At 59.8% G+C, this 12314-nt stretch carries 12 protein-coding genes; 6 read left to right on the forward strand and 6 right to left on the reverse strand.

The window, feature by feature from the left end:
• The first annotated feature begins 91 nt into the window (after positions 1-91).
• The 3 genes from atpD (at position 92) to ACN19L_RS16125 (ending at position 3230) form a co-directional block, all read left to right on the forward strand.
• Complete coding sequence (gene atpD, locus ACN19L_RS16115; RefSeq protein WP_426490496.1) at positions 92-1597, forward strand: F0F1 ATP synthase subunit beta; 1506 nt, start codon at positions 92-94, stop codon at positions 1595-1597.
• A gap of 108 nt (positions 1598-1705) precedes the next feature.
• Entirely contained in the window at positions 1706-1945 is a 240-nt protein-coding gene (atpC, locus tag ACN19L_RS16120; protein ID WP_426490497.1) for an ATP synthase F1 subunit epsilon, read from the forward strand.
• 157 nt (positions 1946-2102) lie between these two features.
• Complete coding sequence (locus ACN19L_RS16125; protein WP_426490498.1) at positions 2103-3230, forward strand: trans-sulfuration enzyme family protein; 1128 nt, start codon at positions 2103-2105, stop codon at positions 3228-3230.
• A gap of 120 nt (positions 3231-3350) precedes the next feature.
• On the opposite strand, the gene ACN19L_RS16130 is transcribed toward ACN19L_RS16125, so the two are convergent.
• From ACN19L_RS16130 to ACN19L_RS16140, 3 genes are all read right to left on the reverse strand, one after another.
• Entirely contained in the window at positions 3351-4499 is a 1149-nt protein-coding gene (locus ACN19L_RS16130) for a DegT/DnrJ/EryC1/StrS family aminotransferase (protein ID WP_426490499.1), read from the reverse strand.
• Positions 4500-4600: 101 nt separating this feature from the next.
• Entirely contained in the window at positions 4601-5266 is a 666-nt protein-coding gene (locus ACN19L_RS16135; RefSeq protein ID WP_426490500.1) for an acetyltransferase, read from the reverse strand.
• Between the two features lie 9 nt (positions 5267-5275).
• Positions 5276-5923 carry a sugar transferase gene (locus tag ACN19L_RS16140; protein WP_426490501.1) on the reverse strand — a complete coding sequence of 216 codons (648 nt, stop codon included), beginning with the start codon at positions 5921-5923 and terminating at the stop codon, positions 5276-5278.
• 137 nt (positions 5924-6060) lie between these two features.
• Here ACN19L_RS16140 and ispE point away from each other — a divergent pair, with 137 nt between their 5' ends.
• A complete protein-coding gene (ispE, locus tag ACN19L_RS16145; protein ID WP_426490502.1) occupies positions 6061-6882 on the forward strand; it encodes a 4-(cytidine 5'-diphospho)-2-C-methyl-D-erythritol kinase in 822 nt (273 codons plus the stop codon).
• 96 nt (positions 6883-6978) lie between these two features.
• Here the strand turns inward: ispE and ACN19L_RS16150 are convergent, their stop codons facing one another.
• From ACN19L_RS16150 to tgt, 3 genes are all read right to left on the reverse strand, one after another.
• The gene (locus ACN19L_RS16150) at positions 6979-7914 is read right to left on the reverse strand and encodes a DMT family transporter (protein WP_426490503.1); all 936 of its coding nucleotides are present in this window, start codon (positions 7912-7914) and stop codon (positions 6979-6981) included.
• A gap of 128 nt (positions 7915-8042) precedes the next feature.
• Complete coding sequence (locus ACN19L_RS16155; protein WP_426490504.1) at positions 8043-9119, reverse strand: LptF/LptG family permease; 1077 nt, start codon at positions 9117-9119, stop codon at positions 8043-8045.
• Positions 9120-9230: 111 nt separating this feature from the next.
• Positions 9231-10361 carry a tRNA guanosine(34) transglycosylase Tgt gene (gene tgt, locus ACN19L_RS16160; RefSeq protein ID WP_426490505.1) on the reverse strand — a complete coding sequence of 377 codons (1131 nt, stop codon included), beginning with the start codon at positions 10359-10361 and terminating at the stop codon, positions 9231-9233.
• Positions 10362-10529: 168 nt separating this feature from the next.
• Between tgt and ACN19L_RS16165 the strand changes: the two genes are divergently transcribed.
• Both ACN19L_RS16165 and ACN19L_RS16170 read left to right on the forward strand, forming a co-directional pair.
• Positions 10530-11651 carry a glycosyltransferase gene (locus tag ACN19L_RS16165; protein WP_426490506.1) on the forward strand — a complete coding sequence of 374 codons (1122 nt, stop codon included), beginning with the start codon at positions 10530-10532 and terminating at the stop codon, positions 11649-11651.
• On the forward strand, positions 11642-12259 hold the full coding sequence (locus tag ACN19L_RS16170; protein WP_125420219.1) for an RNA polymerase sigma factor: 618 nt from the start codon (positions 11642-11644) through the stop codon (positions 12257-12259). The genes ACN19L_RS16165 and ACN19L_RS16170 overlap by 10 nt, the downstream gene beginning before the upstream one ends.
• The last annotated feature ends 55 nt before the right edge of the window (positions 12260-12314 follow it).

Genomic DNA, 12314 nt, shown 5'->3' on the forward strand with positions numbered 1-12314 from the left:
CAGTGGGCCGGGGAGGAGCCTTGGCAATGCCGGGATTAAGCCGTACTTTTGCGACCTGAAACGTTGAACCCATCCCCTTATATACCAAGAAATGGCGAATACCGGCAAAATCACCCAGGTTATCGGTCCCGTGGTGGACGTGAGCTTCGCGGGTGAAGGCTCCAAGCTTCCCAACATTCTCGACGCCCTCGAAGTCACGAAAGACAACGGCCAGGTGGTCGTGCTGGAAGTCCAGCAACACCTGGGCGAAGACCGGGTGCGCACCATCGCCATGGACTCGACCGAGGGCCTGACCCGCGGTGCCGCCGTACGTGACCTGGGCGCTCCGATGTCGATGCCCACGGGCGAAGGCATCAAAGGCCGTCTGTTCAACGTAATCGGCCAGGCCATCGACGGCATTCCCCAGCCCAAGAGCGACGGCGCGCTGCCGATTCACCGTCAGGCTCCGCCTTTCGAAGACCTCGCTACCTCGTCGGAGATTCTTTACACGGGTATCAAAGTAATTGACCTGCTCGCTCCGTATGTAAAGGGTGGCAAGATTGGTTTGTTCGGTGGTGCAGGCGTAGGCAAAACCGTACTCATCATGGAGCTGGTAAACAACATCGCCAAAGCCTACTCGGGTCTGTCGGTGTTTGCTGGCGTAGGTGAGCGTACCCGCGAAGGCAATGACCTGCTGCGCGAATTCATCGAGTCGGACATCATCAAGTACGGTGAGGAGTTCAAGCACTCGATGGAAGCCGGTGGCTGGGACCTGACCAAAGTGGACGAGACGGAACTGCTCAAGTCGCAGGCTACCCTCGTGTTCGGTCAGATGAACGAGCCCCCCGGAGCCCGTGCCCGCGTAGCCCTGTCGGGCCTCACGGTAGCCGAGAACTTCCGCGACGGCGACGGCACCGGTGCCGGCCGCGACATCCTGTTCTTCATCGACAACATCTTCCGCTTCACGCAGGCGGGCTCGGAAGTATCGGCTCTGCTAGGCCGGATGCCTTCGGCCGTAGGGTACCAGCCCACGCTGGCCACCGAAATGGGTGCCATGCAGGAGCGTATTACTTCGACCAAGCGTGGTTCCATCACGTCGGTACAGGCCGTATATGTACCGGCTGATGACTTGACTGACCCGGCTCCGTCGACGACGTTTGCCCACTTGGATGCTACCACCGTACTGAGCCGCAAAATCTCCGAGCTGGGTATCTACCCCGCCGTGGATCCGCTGGACTCGACTTCCCGCATTCTGTCGGTTGAAGTACTGGGTGAGGAGCACTACAACACTGCCCAGCGCGTGAAGGAGATTCTGCAGCGCTACAAAGAACTGCAGGACATCATCGCCATCCTGGGTATGGACGAACTCTCGGAAGAAGATAAGCTGACCGTAACGCGGGCCCGTCGGGTGCAGCGCTTCCTGTCGCAGCCCTTCCACGTAGCCGAGCAGTTCACCGGCCTGAAAGGCGTACTGGTTGACATCAAGGAAACCATCATCGGTTTCAACGCCATCATCGATGGTAAATACGACCACCTCCCCGAGGCGGCCTTCAACCTGGTAGGCAACATTGACGATGCCGTAGCCAAGGGCGAGAAGCTGATGGCGGACGCCAAGTAATTTCTTCTAATGTGAGGAATGTGCTGATGTGGGAAATGTGAATTCGCTCCGGCGGCACGCTCTCATCAGCACATTCAACACATTTTCACATTTCTCACATTAGAAAAGATGCATCTGGAAATCATCACGCCCGACCGCAAGGTATTTGAAGGGGAGGTTACATCGGCCCAGTTTCCGGGTGTAGATGGCCTGTTTGAAGTTTTGAGCAACCACGCCCCGCTGATTTCGGCTTTGAAAGCCGGCGAAGTGGTGCTGAACGGTGGCTCTACCCGCTTCGCCATCGAAGGCGGCGTGGTAGAAGTGCTGCGTAACAATGTAATTGTACTGGCAGAAGGCGCTTCGGCGTAATCTACACAGGAGCCATTGAGTAAAAGCCCCGCGTCTGCTTGTCAGGCGCGGGGCTTTTGTTTTGCTGGGAGGGCTTGTTGTAGCTTGCAGCTTCTGCGAGAGGCTGGTGTTGCTGGTCTGTCGTGCCACCTTATAGCGGCTGTTTACCCAACAATCCATGCACATCCACCCCAAAATCACCCCGATTTACCAGACCTCCGTTTTCAAGTTTGAAGACCTCAACGAACTGGAACTGTACTTCGGGGAGCCGGGCAGCCGCTACCTGTACTCGCGCAACGGCAACCCCAACTCCGATGAGCTGGCCGAGGCCGTGAACCGGCTGGAAAGCGGGGCTGGAGCTGTGGCTACCGGCTCGGGTATGGCGGCCATTTTCGCGGCTATTCTCACCTACTGCACCGCCGGCGACCATGTGCTGTGCGCGGCCGATATCTACGGCGGCTCGGCGGCCCTGCTGAACCAGGAACTGGGGCGCTTGGGCATATCGGTAACGTACGTACCCTTTGATGACCTGACCAGCAACCTGGGAGCGTACGTGCAACTCCGTACCCGCTTGCTGCTCTGTGAAACCATCAGCAACCCGCTGCTGCGCGTGGTGGACCTGCGGGCGGCGGCCGAAGCCACCCATGCTTTAGGCTTGAAGCTGGTGGTAGATAACACGTTTGCCTCCCCGGTGCTCACCAATCCGCTGACTTTCGGGGCCGATTTGGTGATGCACAGCGTAACCAAGTACCTGGCCGGCCATTCTGATGTTACGGCCGGAGCTGTGGTAGCCCGTACGGAAGAAGAAGCCGCCCGCCTGAAGCAAATCGGGACGCTGTTTGGGCTTACCCTAAGCCCCATGGAAAGCTGGCTGGCGGTACGGGGCCTCAAAACCCTGCGCCTGCGCATGAATGCCCACTGTTATAATGCCCAGGCAGTAGCCGAGCTGTTGGCCGAGCATCCGGTCGTGGGGGAGGTGTTTTATCCGGGTTTGCTTACGCACGCCCAGCACGAGCTGGCCAGTGAGCAGGGCGCGGGCCGGTTTGGCGGTATGGTGTCGTTCCGGCTGGCGGATGATTCGATGGAAGCAGTCAACCGGTTTATTCGCGCCAGTCAGCGGTTCCCGTTTGCGCCATCCCTGGCCGGGGTTGATTCCTCGTTGTCATATCCGGTAGGAACCTCGCACCGGGCCCTGACGGAGGAGCAGCGGCAGGAACTGGGTATTACAGCCGGACTGGTACGACTGTCGGTGGGGATTGAACCGGTGGCCGAACTGCTGACGGACCTGCAGCAGGCGCTGGATTAATGAATAACACCGCAAAAACCGCCTCCGGAATCATTCGGAGGCGGTTTTTGCATATACTACTCAGTATGGATTTTGTACTTTATAAACTGGCTGTGAAACCTTTTGTACTAATTAGGCTATTTACTCAGGTGTGTGTAGTGTTGCTATGGACGATGCAACGCGCTGTAAATCAGACTCAGTCATAGCTGAGCCAGACGGCAGGCACAGGCCGCGAGCAAACAGGTCGGCGCACACCTCACCACCGTACATAGGCGCGTCGGCAAACAACGGTTGCAGGTGCAGCGGCTTCCAGAGTGGGCGGCTTTCGATGTTGCGGGTTTCCAGGTGCAGGCGCAGCTGTTCGGGCGTAACGGCGGTTTCAGTGGGGTTGAGCAGCACGCAGCTCAGCCAGCGGTTGGAGTGCCCGGCTTTTGGTTCCTGAGGCCCAAGGGTGAGGCTGGGAATAGCGTGTAGATGCTCCTGGTACCAGGCATAAATCTCCCGCCGCTTTTTTACCCGGTCTGCCAGCAGCTCCATCTGACCCCGCCCGATGCCAGCCAGCAGGTTGCTCAGCCGGTAGTTGTAGCCCAGTTCGGAATGTTGGTAATGCGGAGCCGCGTCGCGGGCCTGGGTAGCCCAGAAACGGACTTTTTCGGCCCAGTCCGGGCGGTTGGTTACGAGGGCGCCGCCGCCGCTGGTGGTCAGGATTTTGTTGCCGTTGAAAGAGAAGACACCCACGTCGCCAAAGGTGCCCAGCGGCTGGCCCGCGTAACGGCTGCCCAGCGCTTCGGCGGCATCTTCCAGCACCGGTACGCCAAATTCAGCGGCTACGGCCAGCACTTCCCGCAGGCGGCAGGGCATGCCGTAGAGATGCACGATAATGAGGGCCCGGGGACGGCGGTTCTGCCGCTGCATGTCCTCCAGTGCTTCCCGGAGCCGCTCAGGGCAGATGTTCCAGGTTTCGGCCTCACTATCCACAAAAACCGGCCGGGCTCCGAGGTACAGAATGGGGTTAGCCGTGGCCACAAAGGTGAAGGAGGGGCATAATACCTCGTCCCCGGGGCCCACGCCCAGCAGCCGCAGTCCCAGGTGAATGGCGGCCGTACCCGAGGATAGCGCCACACAGTGCCCCGCGCCGGTAAACTCGCAGATGTCCCGCTCGAACCCATCCAGGTTAGGTCCCACGGGGGCAACCCAGTTGTCTTCAATGGCTTTGTGCAGGTAATTCAACTCATGCCGGCCGAGGTGAGGAGGGGAAAGGTACAACCGGTCGTAATCCTGACTGCGCATTGGCAAAAGGGGGTAGGAGAGGTAAGCGGGCTACCGGCAAGATGAGGAATTTGCGGGTAGCCTTGGCCGAAATTAGTCTGAAATCAGTGCGTACTGATGGTTTACATAGCCCGCGCCGGAACGCCCACGGCCGTGCAGCCGCCGGGCAAATCCCGCACCACCACAGCCCCAGCCCCCACGGTGGTACCGGCCCCCACCCGCACCTGGTTGATAACCGTAGCGTTGGTGCCCAGATACACCCCCGTTCCCAGATGCGCCTCGCCGCCAATGTTGGCGTGCGGCATCAGGGAGCAGAAATCTTCCAGTACGGCATCGTGCCCGATGGTGCAGCCCAGATTCAGCAGCACGTGTTGGCCCAGCGTAATATCACAAGTCAGGATGCAGCCCTGGCAGATGATGGAGCCCGCCCCGATGGTATTATGCTGATATGGGGCCAGCACCACGCCAGGGTGCACCAGCGTGGCAAACTGTAGCCGCGGCGAGGTCAGCCGGCCCGCAATGGCTTGTCGGCTGCGGCTGCTGCCCACGGCAATAACCACGTGCAATGGCTCGGGGGTGAGGTTCAGGTCGGCCACGGTGCCCCGGTACGGCACGCCGTGGATGCTGGGTTGGGCCGGAGCCCGGTCATCGTAGAAACCGGTAACCTCCCAGGTAGGCCGTTGCTCGTTGAGCTGCCGGATCAGCAGCAATACTTCCCGGCCTAGTCCACCGGCACCCACAATAGCCAGCGGACGAACGGCAATGGATACCTCAACGGCAGACGACATAGGGTAGATTTACAGCAGAGAAGAGGGGGGAGGCGTACCCCGGAAAGCCTCCATCGTAGCCTGACCAGGGGCCGCAATATCGTGCGCGCCCAGCACCCGGCCTACGGTGCGCAGCAAAATTCGCATATCCAGCCCAAACGACAGGTTATCGACGTACCATACGTCAAGGGCGAATTTCTGCTCCCAGCTGATGGCGTTGCGCCCGTTGATCTGGGCCCAGCCCGTAATGCCGGGGCGCACCGCGTGGCGGCGGGCCTGCTCCGGGGAGTACAGCGGCAGATATTGCGCCAGCAACGGGCGGGGGCCTACCAGGCTGATGTCGCCGCGCAGCACGTTCCAGAGCTGGGGTAGTTCATCTAGGGAACTGGCGCGCACCCAGCGGCCCAGGCGAGTAAGGCGGTCGGCATCGGGCAGTAGCTGGCCCTGGGCGTCGCGCCGGCTGGTCATGGTCTGGAGCTTGTAGAAGGTAAAGAGGTGCCCCTGCCGGCCTGGCCGCCGCTGTCGGAACAGCCAGCCGCCACCGTTCTGCCAGGCCAGCAGTGGAGCCAGCACTGCCAGCACCGGCAACGTCAGCAGCAGGGCTGGCGCGGCTACCAGCACATCCAGCAGGCGCTTACCCCGGCGGGCATACCAGGAAGTGGTGGTGAGAGTGGGCATCAGGTGAAACGGGGAACTTCAGACGGCAAGCTACATGCTGCGCGTTGTTTAGCGGGTGTACGAAACGATGATGACCACGTTTGTCGGTAAAAAAAGGCCGGTAGCATGTAGCTTGCAGCCTCTAGCCATCCATACCCATGCTCGTTTTTCCGAACGCCAAGCTCAATCTGGGCCTCTACATTACCAGTCAGCGGCCCGACGGTTTCCGCAACCTCGAATCGGTGTTTGTGCCGCTGCCGTGGACGGATGCGCTGGAGGTGCTGCCTGCGGTGGCCGGGGCCGAAACTGCGCTGGCCCTCACGGGTATTCCCATTCCCGGCGAGCCGGCTACCAACCTGTGTCTGCGGGCCTACGAGTTACTACGCGCCGATTTTCACCTGCCGCCCGTGCAGTTGCACCTGCACAAAGTAGTGCCCATCGGGGCTGGGCTGGGCGGGGGCTCCGGCGACGCCGCGTTTGCCCTGCGCGCCCTCAATGACCTGTTCGACCTGAAGCTGGATGCCGAGGCGCTGGAAAGCTACGCCCGCCGCCTGGGGTCCGACTGCGCCTTTTTCATCCGGAATAAGCCCGTATTTGCCTACGAGCGGGGCGACGTATTCGAGCAGATCAGCCTAAGCCTGACCGGCGTGGCCTGCAAAGTTATTTACCCCGGCCTGCATATCAGTACGGCCGAAGCGTACAGCCGCGTGCAACCCCGCACCCCGCGCCACGACCTGCGGGCGGCCATCAGCCAACCCCTGGAAACCTGGCGCGACATCATCAGCAACGACTTCGAGGAGGCCCTCACGCCGCATTATCCGGTGCTGGGCGAAATCAAGGCACAACTGTACGCGGCCGGCGCGGCCTACGCCAGCCTGTCGGGTTCCGGCTCGGCCGTGTTCGGGCTGTTCCCGGGGCTGGAAACCCCGCCGCATCTGTCGCTGCCGGTGGCGTATCAGGTGTGGGATGGGCGGTTGTAACGGTGGAATGGTGAGATAGTGAAATGGTGAGTTTGTTTTTCAATCCGCGCAGATGGCACGTCAAACTCACCATTTCACTATCTCACCATTTCACCGTTAGCCTACCAGTACATCGGCCGCCTCAGCTTTGCGCTGGCGGCGCTGGTTCCACTGGTCGAGTAAGGGGTGAATGAGTACGCTGGATAGGATAACCACGGTGCCCAGGTAAAAGCCCGTGGAGAGTTTTTCCTGCCCGAAACCGGGAATGCGCAACGTATACATCAGCACGGCCAGCACAATGCCGTATACGGGCTCTAGGTTGATGGTCAGGTTCACCACGAAGGCCGAAATGCGCTTCATGAGCTCTACGGAGGTGCTGAAGGCGTACACCGTGCACACGCCGGCCAACAGCAGCAGCCACAGCCAGTCGTAGCCGCTCAGGGCCAGCTGCACGCCGCGTCCTTCGGTGAAATACTGGCCGTAGATAGGCAGAAACAGCACAATACTCAGGCAGGCGCCGGCCATTTCGTACAGGGTTACCTGAAACGGCGTGTGGCGCTTCACCAGCTTGGAGTTGAATACGCTGAACAACGCCGACAGCCCCGCCGACAGTATTGCCACCAGCAGCCCCGCCAGTTGGTCCAGCTCCGCCTGCGACACCAGGTACAGTCCCACCATCGTCAGCAAGCCCAGCCCCACCTCGTAAAAGCGCACCCGCCGCCACAGCACCAGCGGCTCCAGCAAGGACGTCCACAGCGCCAGCGTCGCCAGCCCCGCCAGGCACACACTCACCGATGACAGCCGCGCAGCCAGGAAAAAGGTAATCCAGTGCGCGGCCACCAGCACACCCACGCCCAGCAGCTTGGCGGCTTCGCCCGCGGCCACGCGCCAGGGCTGCCGCCGCACCGCCAGTAACACACCCAGGCCCGTAGCGGCCAGCAACGTGCGCCAGAACACCAGCTCCACCGGCGGCACTGATATCAGCTTGCCCAGAATGGCCGTGAAGCCCCAGAGCAACACAATAAAATGCAGACGCAGATAATCTTTGAGCACGGAAGAAGTAATGTGTTGAATGTGGGAAATGTGCTGAATGTGGAAGTAAGTGGAGAGTAGAAACGTGGGGTCACTGACTGACTAGCCCAAGCGCATTCTTCACATTTACCCACATTTCCATCACATTCTTACTGAGGTACCACGCGGTAGAGCACGGCCCCGATGAGGGTGAAGACAATGCTGGGCACCCAGGCCGCCAGTAGGGGCGAAAGGGTCCCCACCGCCGCCAGGTTACGGCTCAGAATCACGAAGATGATGAACACGAAAGCCAGCACGAAACCCAGCGCAATCTGCCCGCCCACGCCGGCCCGGCTCTTGCGGGCGCTCATAATCACCCCGATGACGGTGAGAATGAACATGGCGTAGGGGTAGGCGTATCGCTCATACTTCTCGCTCAGGTACACCTGCGTATCGTCGGAGCCGCGGGCTATTTTTTGGTTGATGTAGCGGTTGAGCTCGGGTAGCGTCAGGGTTTCGGCCAAGCGGTACGTGCTGGCGAAATCCTTGGGATAGAGGTTCAGCACCGTGTCGCGGGCGGGCAGGGTTTGCAGCGTCTCCTTCTCGCCCCGGAACGTGCGGATGAGCTGGGGCGTGAGGTGCCAGGCCCGTTTGGTGGAGTCCCAGGTAATGGCCTCAGCCGTCATACGGCGCTTCAGCAACTGCCCGTCAATGGTTTCCAGCGCAAACTTGTAGCCCACGTTATTCACGTTGTCGTAGCTCTCCATAAAGGCGTAGCTCTGGGGCCCGATCTTGATGTGCACGTTGCGGCCGCTGAATCGGTACGGGTTCTTGATGTAGGCCTTCTCGAACTGCACCCGCGTCTTGTTGGCAATCGGAATCAGCCAGCCCGTCATGGCCATGGTGAGGGCTCCCAGAATGGCACTGCCCATGATGTAAGGCAGCAGAAACCGCTTGAAGCTGATGCCTGAGGCCAGAATAGCCACCACTTCGGTGCGCGCCGCCAGCTGAGCCGTCACAAACACCACCGCAATAAACACGGTGATGGGGGAGAGCAGGTTGGCGAAGTACGGAAACAGGTTCACGTAGTACTCCGACAGAATCTGCCAGGCGCCCAGGTTGTGCTGCAGAAAGTCGTCGTTCTTCTCCGTGAAGTCAATCACGCAGATAACCGACACGAGCAGCACTACCGCGAAGAAAAACGCAGTGAGGAACTTCTTGAGGATGTATTTATCGAGGAGGCGCACTTGGTTTTTAGTTTTTGGTTTTTGGTTTTTCGTGGCTGGGTTCCGAAAACGGCTGGGTCTGTAATCTATTGGCCCACACCAAAAACCACCAACAAAAAACCAAAAACCAACCTACAAACGGGTCATCACCTGCTTCACCATCCGGTCTTTCCACTCGCGGAAGGTGCCGGCCAGGATTTGCTGGCGGGCCTGCTTCACCAGCCACAGGTAGAAGGTGAGGTTGTGAATGGAAGCAATTTGCGGGCCCAGCATTTCCTTGCTGTGGAACAGGTGGCGCACGTAGCTGCGCGAGTAGAAGGTGCTCACGTAGCCGCCCAGTTCCTCGTCAATTGGCGCGAAATCGTCGGCCCACTTCTTGTTGGCAATGTTCATGATGCCCTGGGTGGTGAACAGCATGCCGTTGCGGGCGTTGCGGGTGGGCATCACACAGTCGAACATATCCACGCCCAGCGCAATGTTTTCGAGGATGTTGGCCGGCGTGCCCACGCCCATCAGGTAGCGGGGCTTATCCTTGGGCAGGATGCCGCACACCAGATCGGTCATTTCGTACATCATTTCCGCCGGCTCGCCCACGCTCAGCCCGCCAATGGCGTTGCCCTCGCGCTGCTGCTCGGCAATAAACTCCGCCGACTTCACCCGCAAATCCTTGAAGGTGGAGCCCTGCACAATCGGGAACAGCGTCTGGGAGTAGCCGTAGTGGCCCTCGGTGCTGTCGAAGCGCTGAATGCAGCGCTTCAGCCAGCGGTGCGTCATGTCCAGGGAGCGGGCGGCGTAGCTGTACTCGCAGGGCCAGGGCGTGCACTCGTCGAAGGCCATCATGATGTCGGCCCCGATGGTGCGCTGAATGTCCATCACGCCCTCCGGCGAGAACAGGTGCTGGGAGCCATCAATGTGGGAGCGAAACTTCACGCCCTCCTCCTTGATTTTGCGGGTGCCCGACAGCGAGTACACTTGGTATCCGCCCGAGTCGGTCAGAATCGGCCGGTCCCAGCCGTTGAACTTGTGCAGGCCGCCGGCTTTCTGCAGCACTTCCAGGCCAGGGCGCAGGTACAGGTGGTAGGTGTTGCCGAGGATAATCTGGGCGTTGATATCGTCTTTCAGGTCGCGCTGCTGCACGGCTTTCACGGTGCCGGCCGTGCCCACGGGCATAAAAATGGGCGTTTCAATGGCGCCGTGGTCGGTGTGCACCACGCCGGCGCGGGCGTTGCTGTGCGGGTCGTTGGCTACAAGGTCGAAGGTCATTCTCGGGAAGTCGGTTGCCAGTTGCCGGTTGCGGGTGATGAGTCGTCAAGGGTTCTGAGGAAGAACAGCCTGACAACCGGTAACGGGCAACGGGCATCTGATACAAGTACAAAGGTACTCGCCCCACCTCGAATGCCTACTTTTGCGCTCCGAAACACCCGCGCTACCTTGACTTTTCATCTTTCGCCCGCCCTGTGGGTGCTGCTGACCACTGTGCTGGTGCAGCTTATCTACGCGGCGTATTACTTTCTGCCCTTCGCCCGCCGACCCCCGGAGCCCACCACGGGCCCCGACAGCGAGCCTGTGTCGGTACTGGTGTGCGCCCACAATGAGCTGGACAATCTGCGCCGCCTGCTTCCCCTGATTCTGCAGCAGGATTATCCCGCTGGCTTTGAGCTAATCGTCATCGACGACCGGTCCGACGATGACACGTTCCTGTATGTGCAGCAGCTCACGCAGTACTATCCGCACGTGCGGCTGGTCACCGTTGCGCGCACGCCCGATGGTCTGGCCCCAAAAAAATATGCCCTCACGCTGGGCATCAAAACCGCCCGCAACCCGCGCTTGTTGTTCACGGATGCCGACTGTATCCCGGCCACTAATCAGTGGCTCAGATACATGCAGCGCGGCTTCAGCCGTCCGGCCGATGTAGTAGTGGGGTATTCGGCCTACGTGGAGGAATCGGGTTTTTTGAATAAATTAATCCGGTTTGAAACCTTGCTGTCGGGAGCACAGTATCTGTCCTTCGCATGGCGAGGCCAGCCTTACATGGGAGTAGGGCGCAACCTGGGGTACACCCGGCAGGTCTTTCAGCTAACCAAAGGATTTGCTTCTCACATCCGCAGCCTCTCCGGCGACGACGACCTGCTGGTGCAGGATGCCGTGCAGCAGGGGGCGCGGGTAGCCGTGGTGGCCGATTCGGGGGCGCACACCCTCAGTGAGCCTGCTACCACCTGGGCGGCTTGGTGGCGCCAGAAACGGCGGCACTTATCGGCCGGGCGTAGTTACCGCCTCGCTGATCGGGTGCGAATTGGGACCTTTATGGGGGCCAATCTGGTTTTTTATGGCACGGCAATCGGCCTGCTGTTTTCCCGCCCCAATTGGGTACCTTTGGCTACGGTATGCCTGCTACGCACCGTAGTTATCCTGCCGGTCTATCACCAGCTCGGCCGTCGGCTCAATGACCAGTTTCCGCCTCTGTGGCTACCGGTGCTCGACGCTGTGTATTTTTTTTATTATCTCGCTCTGGGAATCTCGCTGTTCCTCTACCGTACGCTCCGATGGAAGTAAACAATCAGGAAAAACAGTTCTCCGCCAAAGCCAAGCACGATTTCAAGCTGATTCGGGCCGCTGTGGAGAAGAACGACGGCAAGGCCTACGCCGAGCTGATGCAGATCTACAAGAAACCGGTGTATCACGTGGTACTGAAGATGGTGCGCAACCCCGACGACGCCGAGGACCTCACCATCGAAGCCTTCGCCAAGGCCTTCCGCAACCTGCACAAGTTCAACCCGGAGTTTGCCTTCAGCACCTGGTTGTTCCGCATCGCCACTAACAACTGCATCGACTTTATTCGCAAGAATAAGATCAAGACGATGTCGATTGACTCGGCCATCAAGATTGATAACGGCGACGAAATCACCATCGACTTCCGCGACCAGAACCTGAACCCGCAGGAGTCGGCCATCAAAAACCAGAAAATCGAAATCATGCAGCACGTGGTATCCCGGCTGCCCGATAAATACCAGCGCCTCGTTACGCTGCGCTATTTCGATGAGCTGAGCTACGAGGAAATTGCCCAGGAGCTGAAAGCCCCCCTCGGCACCGTGAAAGCCCAGCTACACCGCGCCCGTGAGCTGCTCTATGACATGGTGAAAAACAAGAAGGAAATCATCTAGTGAAAAAGCCCCGTCGCAAGTCGGGGCTTTTTTTGTGCCCGGTAGCGCGCAGCTC

It is taken from the genome of Hymenobacter sp. 102 (genome assembly GCF_049949205.1).
In the GTDB taxonomy this organism is placed as follows: Bacteria; Bacteroidota; Bacteroidia; order Cytophagales; family Hymenobacteraceae; genus Hymenobacter.

What these genes read in the sequence shown, in the direction of transcription:
- ispE (WP_426490502.1), top strand. Translation starts at nt 6,061, where the DNA reads ATGCTCGTTTTTCCGAACGCCAAGCTCAATCTGGGCCTCTACATTACC.
- ACN19L_RS16135 (WP_426490500.1), bottom strand. Translation starts at nt 5,266, where the DNA reads ATGTCGTCTGCCGTTGAGGTATCCATTGCCGTTCGTCCGCTGGCTATT.
- ACN19L_RS16140 (WP_426490501.1), bottom strand. Translation starts at nt 5,923, where the DNA reads ATGCCCACTCTCACCACCACTTCCTGGTATGCCCGCCGGGGTAAGCGC.
- atpC (WP_426490497.1), top strand. Translation starts at nt 1,706, where the DNA reads ATGCATCTGGAAATCATCACGCCCGACCGCAAGGTATTTGAAGGGGAG.
- ACN19L_RS16130 (WP_426490499.1), bottom strand. Translation starts at nt 4,499, where the DNA reads ATGCGCAGTCAGGATTACGACCGGTTGTACCTTTCCCCTCCTCACCTC.
- ACN19L_RS16125 (WP_426490498.1), top strand. Translation starts at nt 2,103, where the DNA reads ATGCACATCCACCCCAAAATCACCCCGATTTACCAGACCTCCGTTTTC.
- atpD (WP_426490496.1), top strand. Translation starts at nt 92, where the DNA reads ATGGCGAATACCGGCAAAATCACCCAGGTTATCGGTCCCGTGGTGGAC.
- tgt (WP_426490505.1), bottom strand. Translation starts at nt 10,361, where the DNA reads ATGACCTTCGACCTTGTAGCCAACGACCCGCACAGCAACGCCCGCGCC.
- ACN19L_RS16170 (WP_125420219.1), top strand. Translation starts at nt 11,642, where the DNA reads ATGGAAGTAAACAATCAGGAAAAACAGTTCTCCGCCAAAGCCAAGCAC.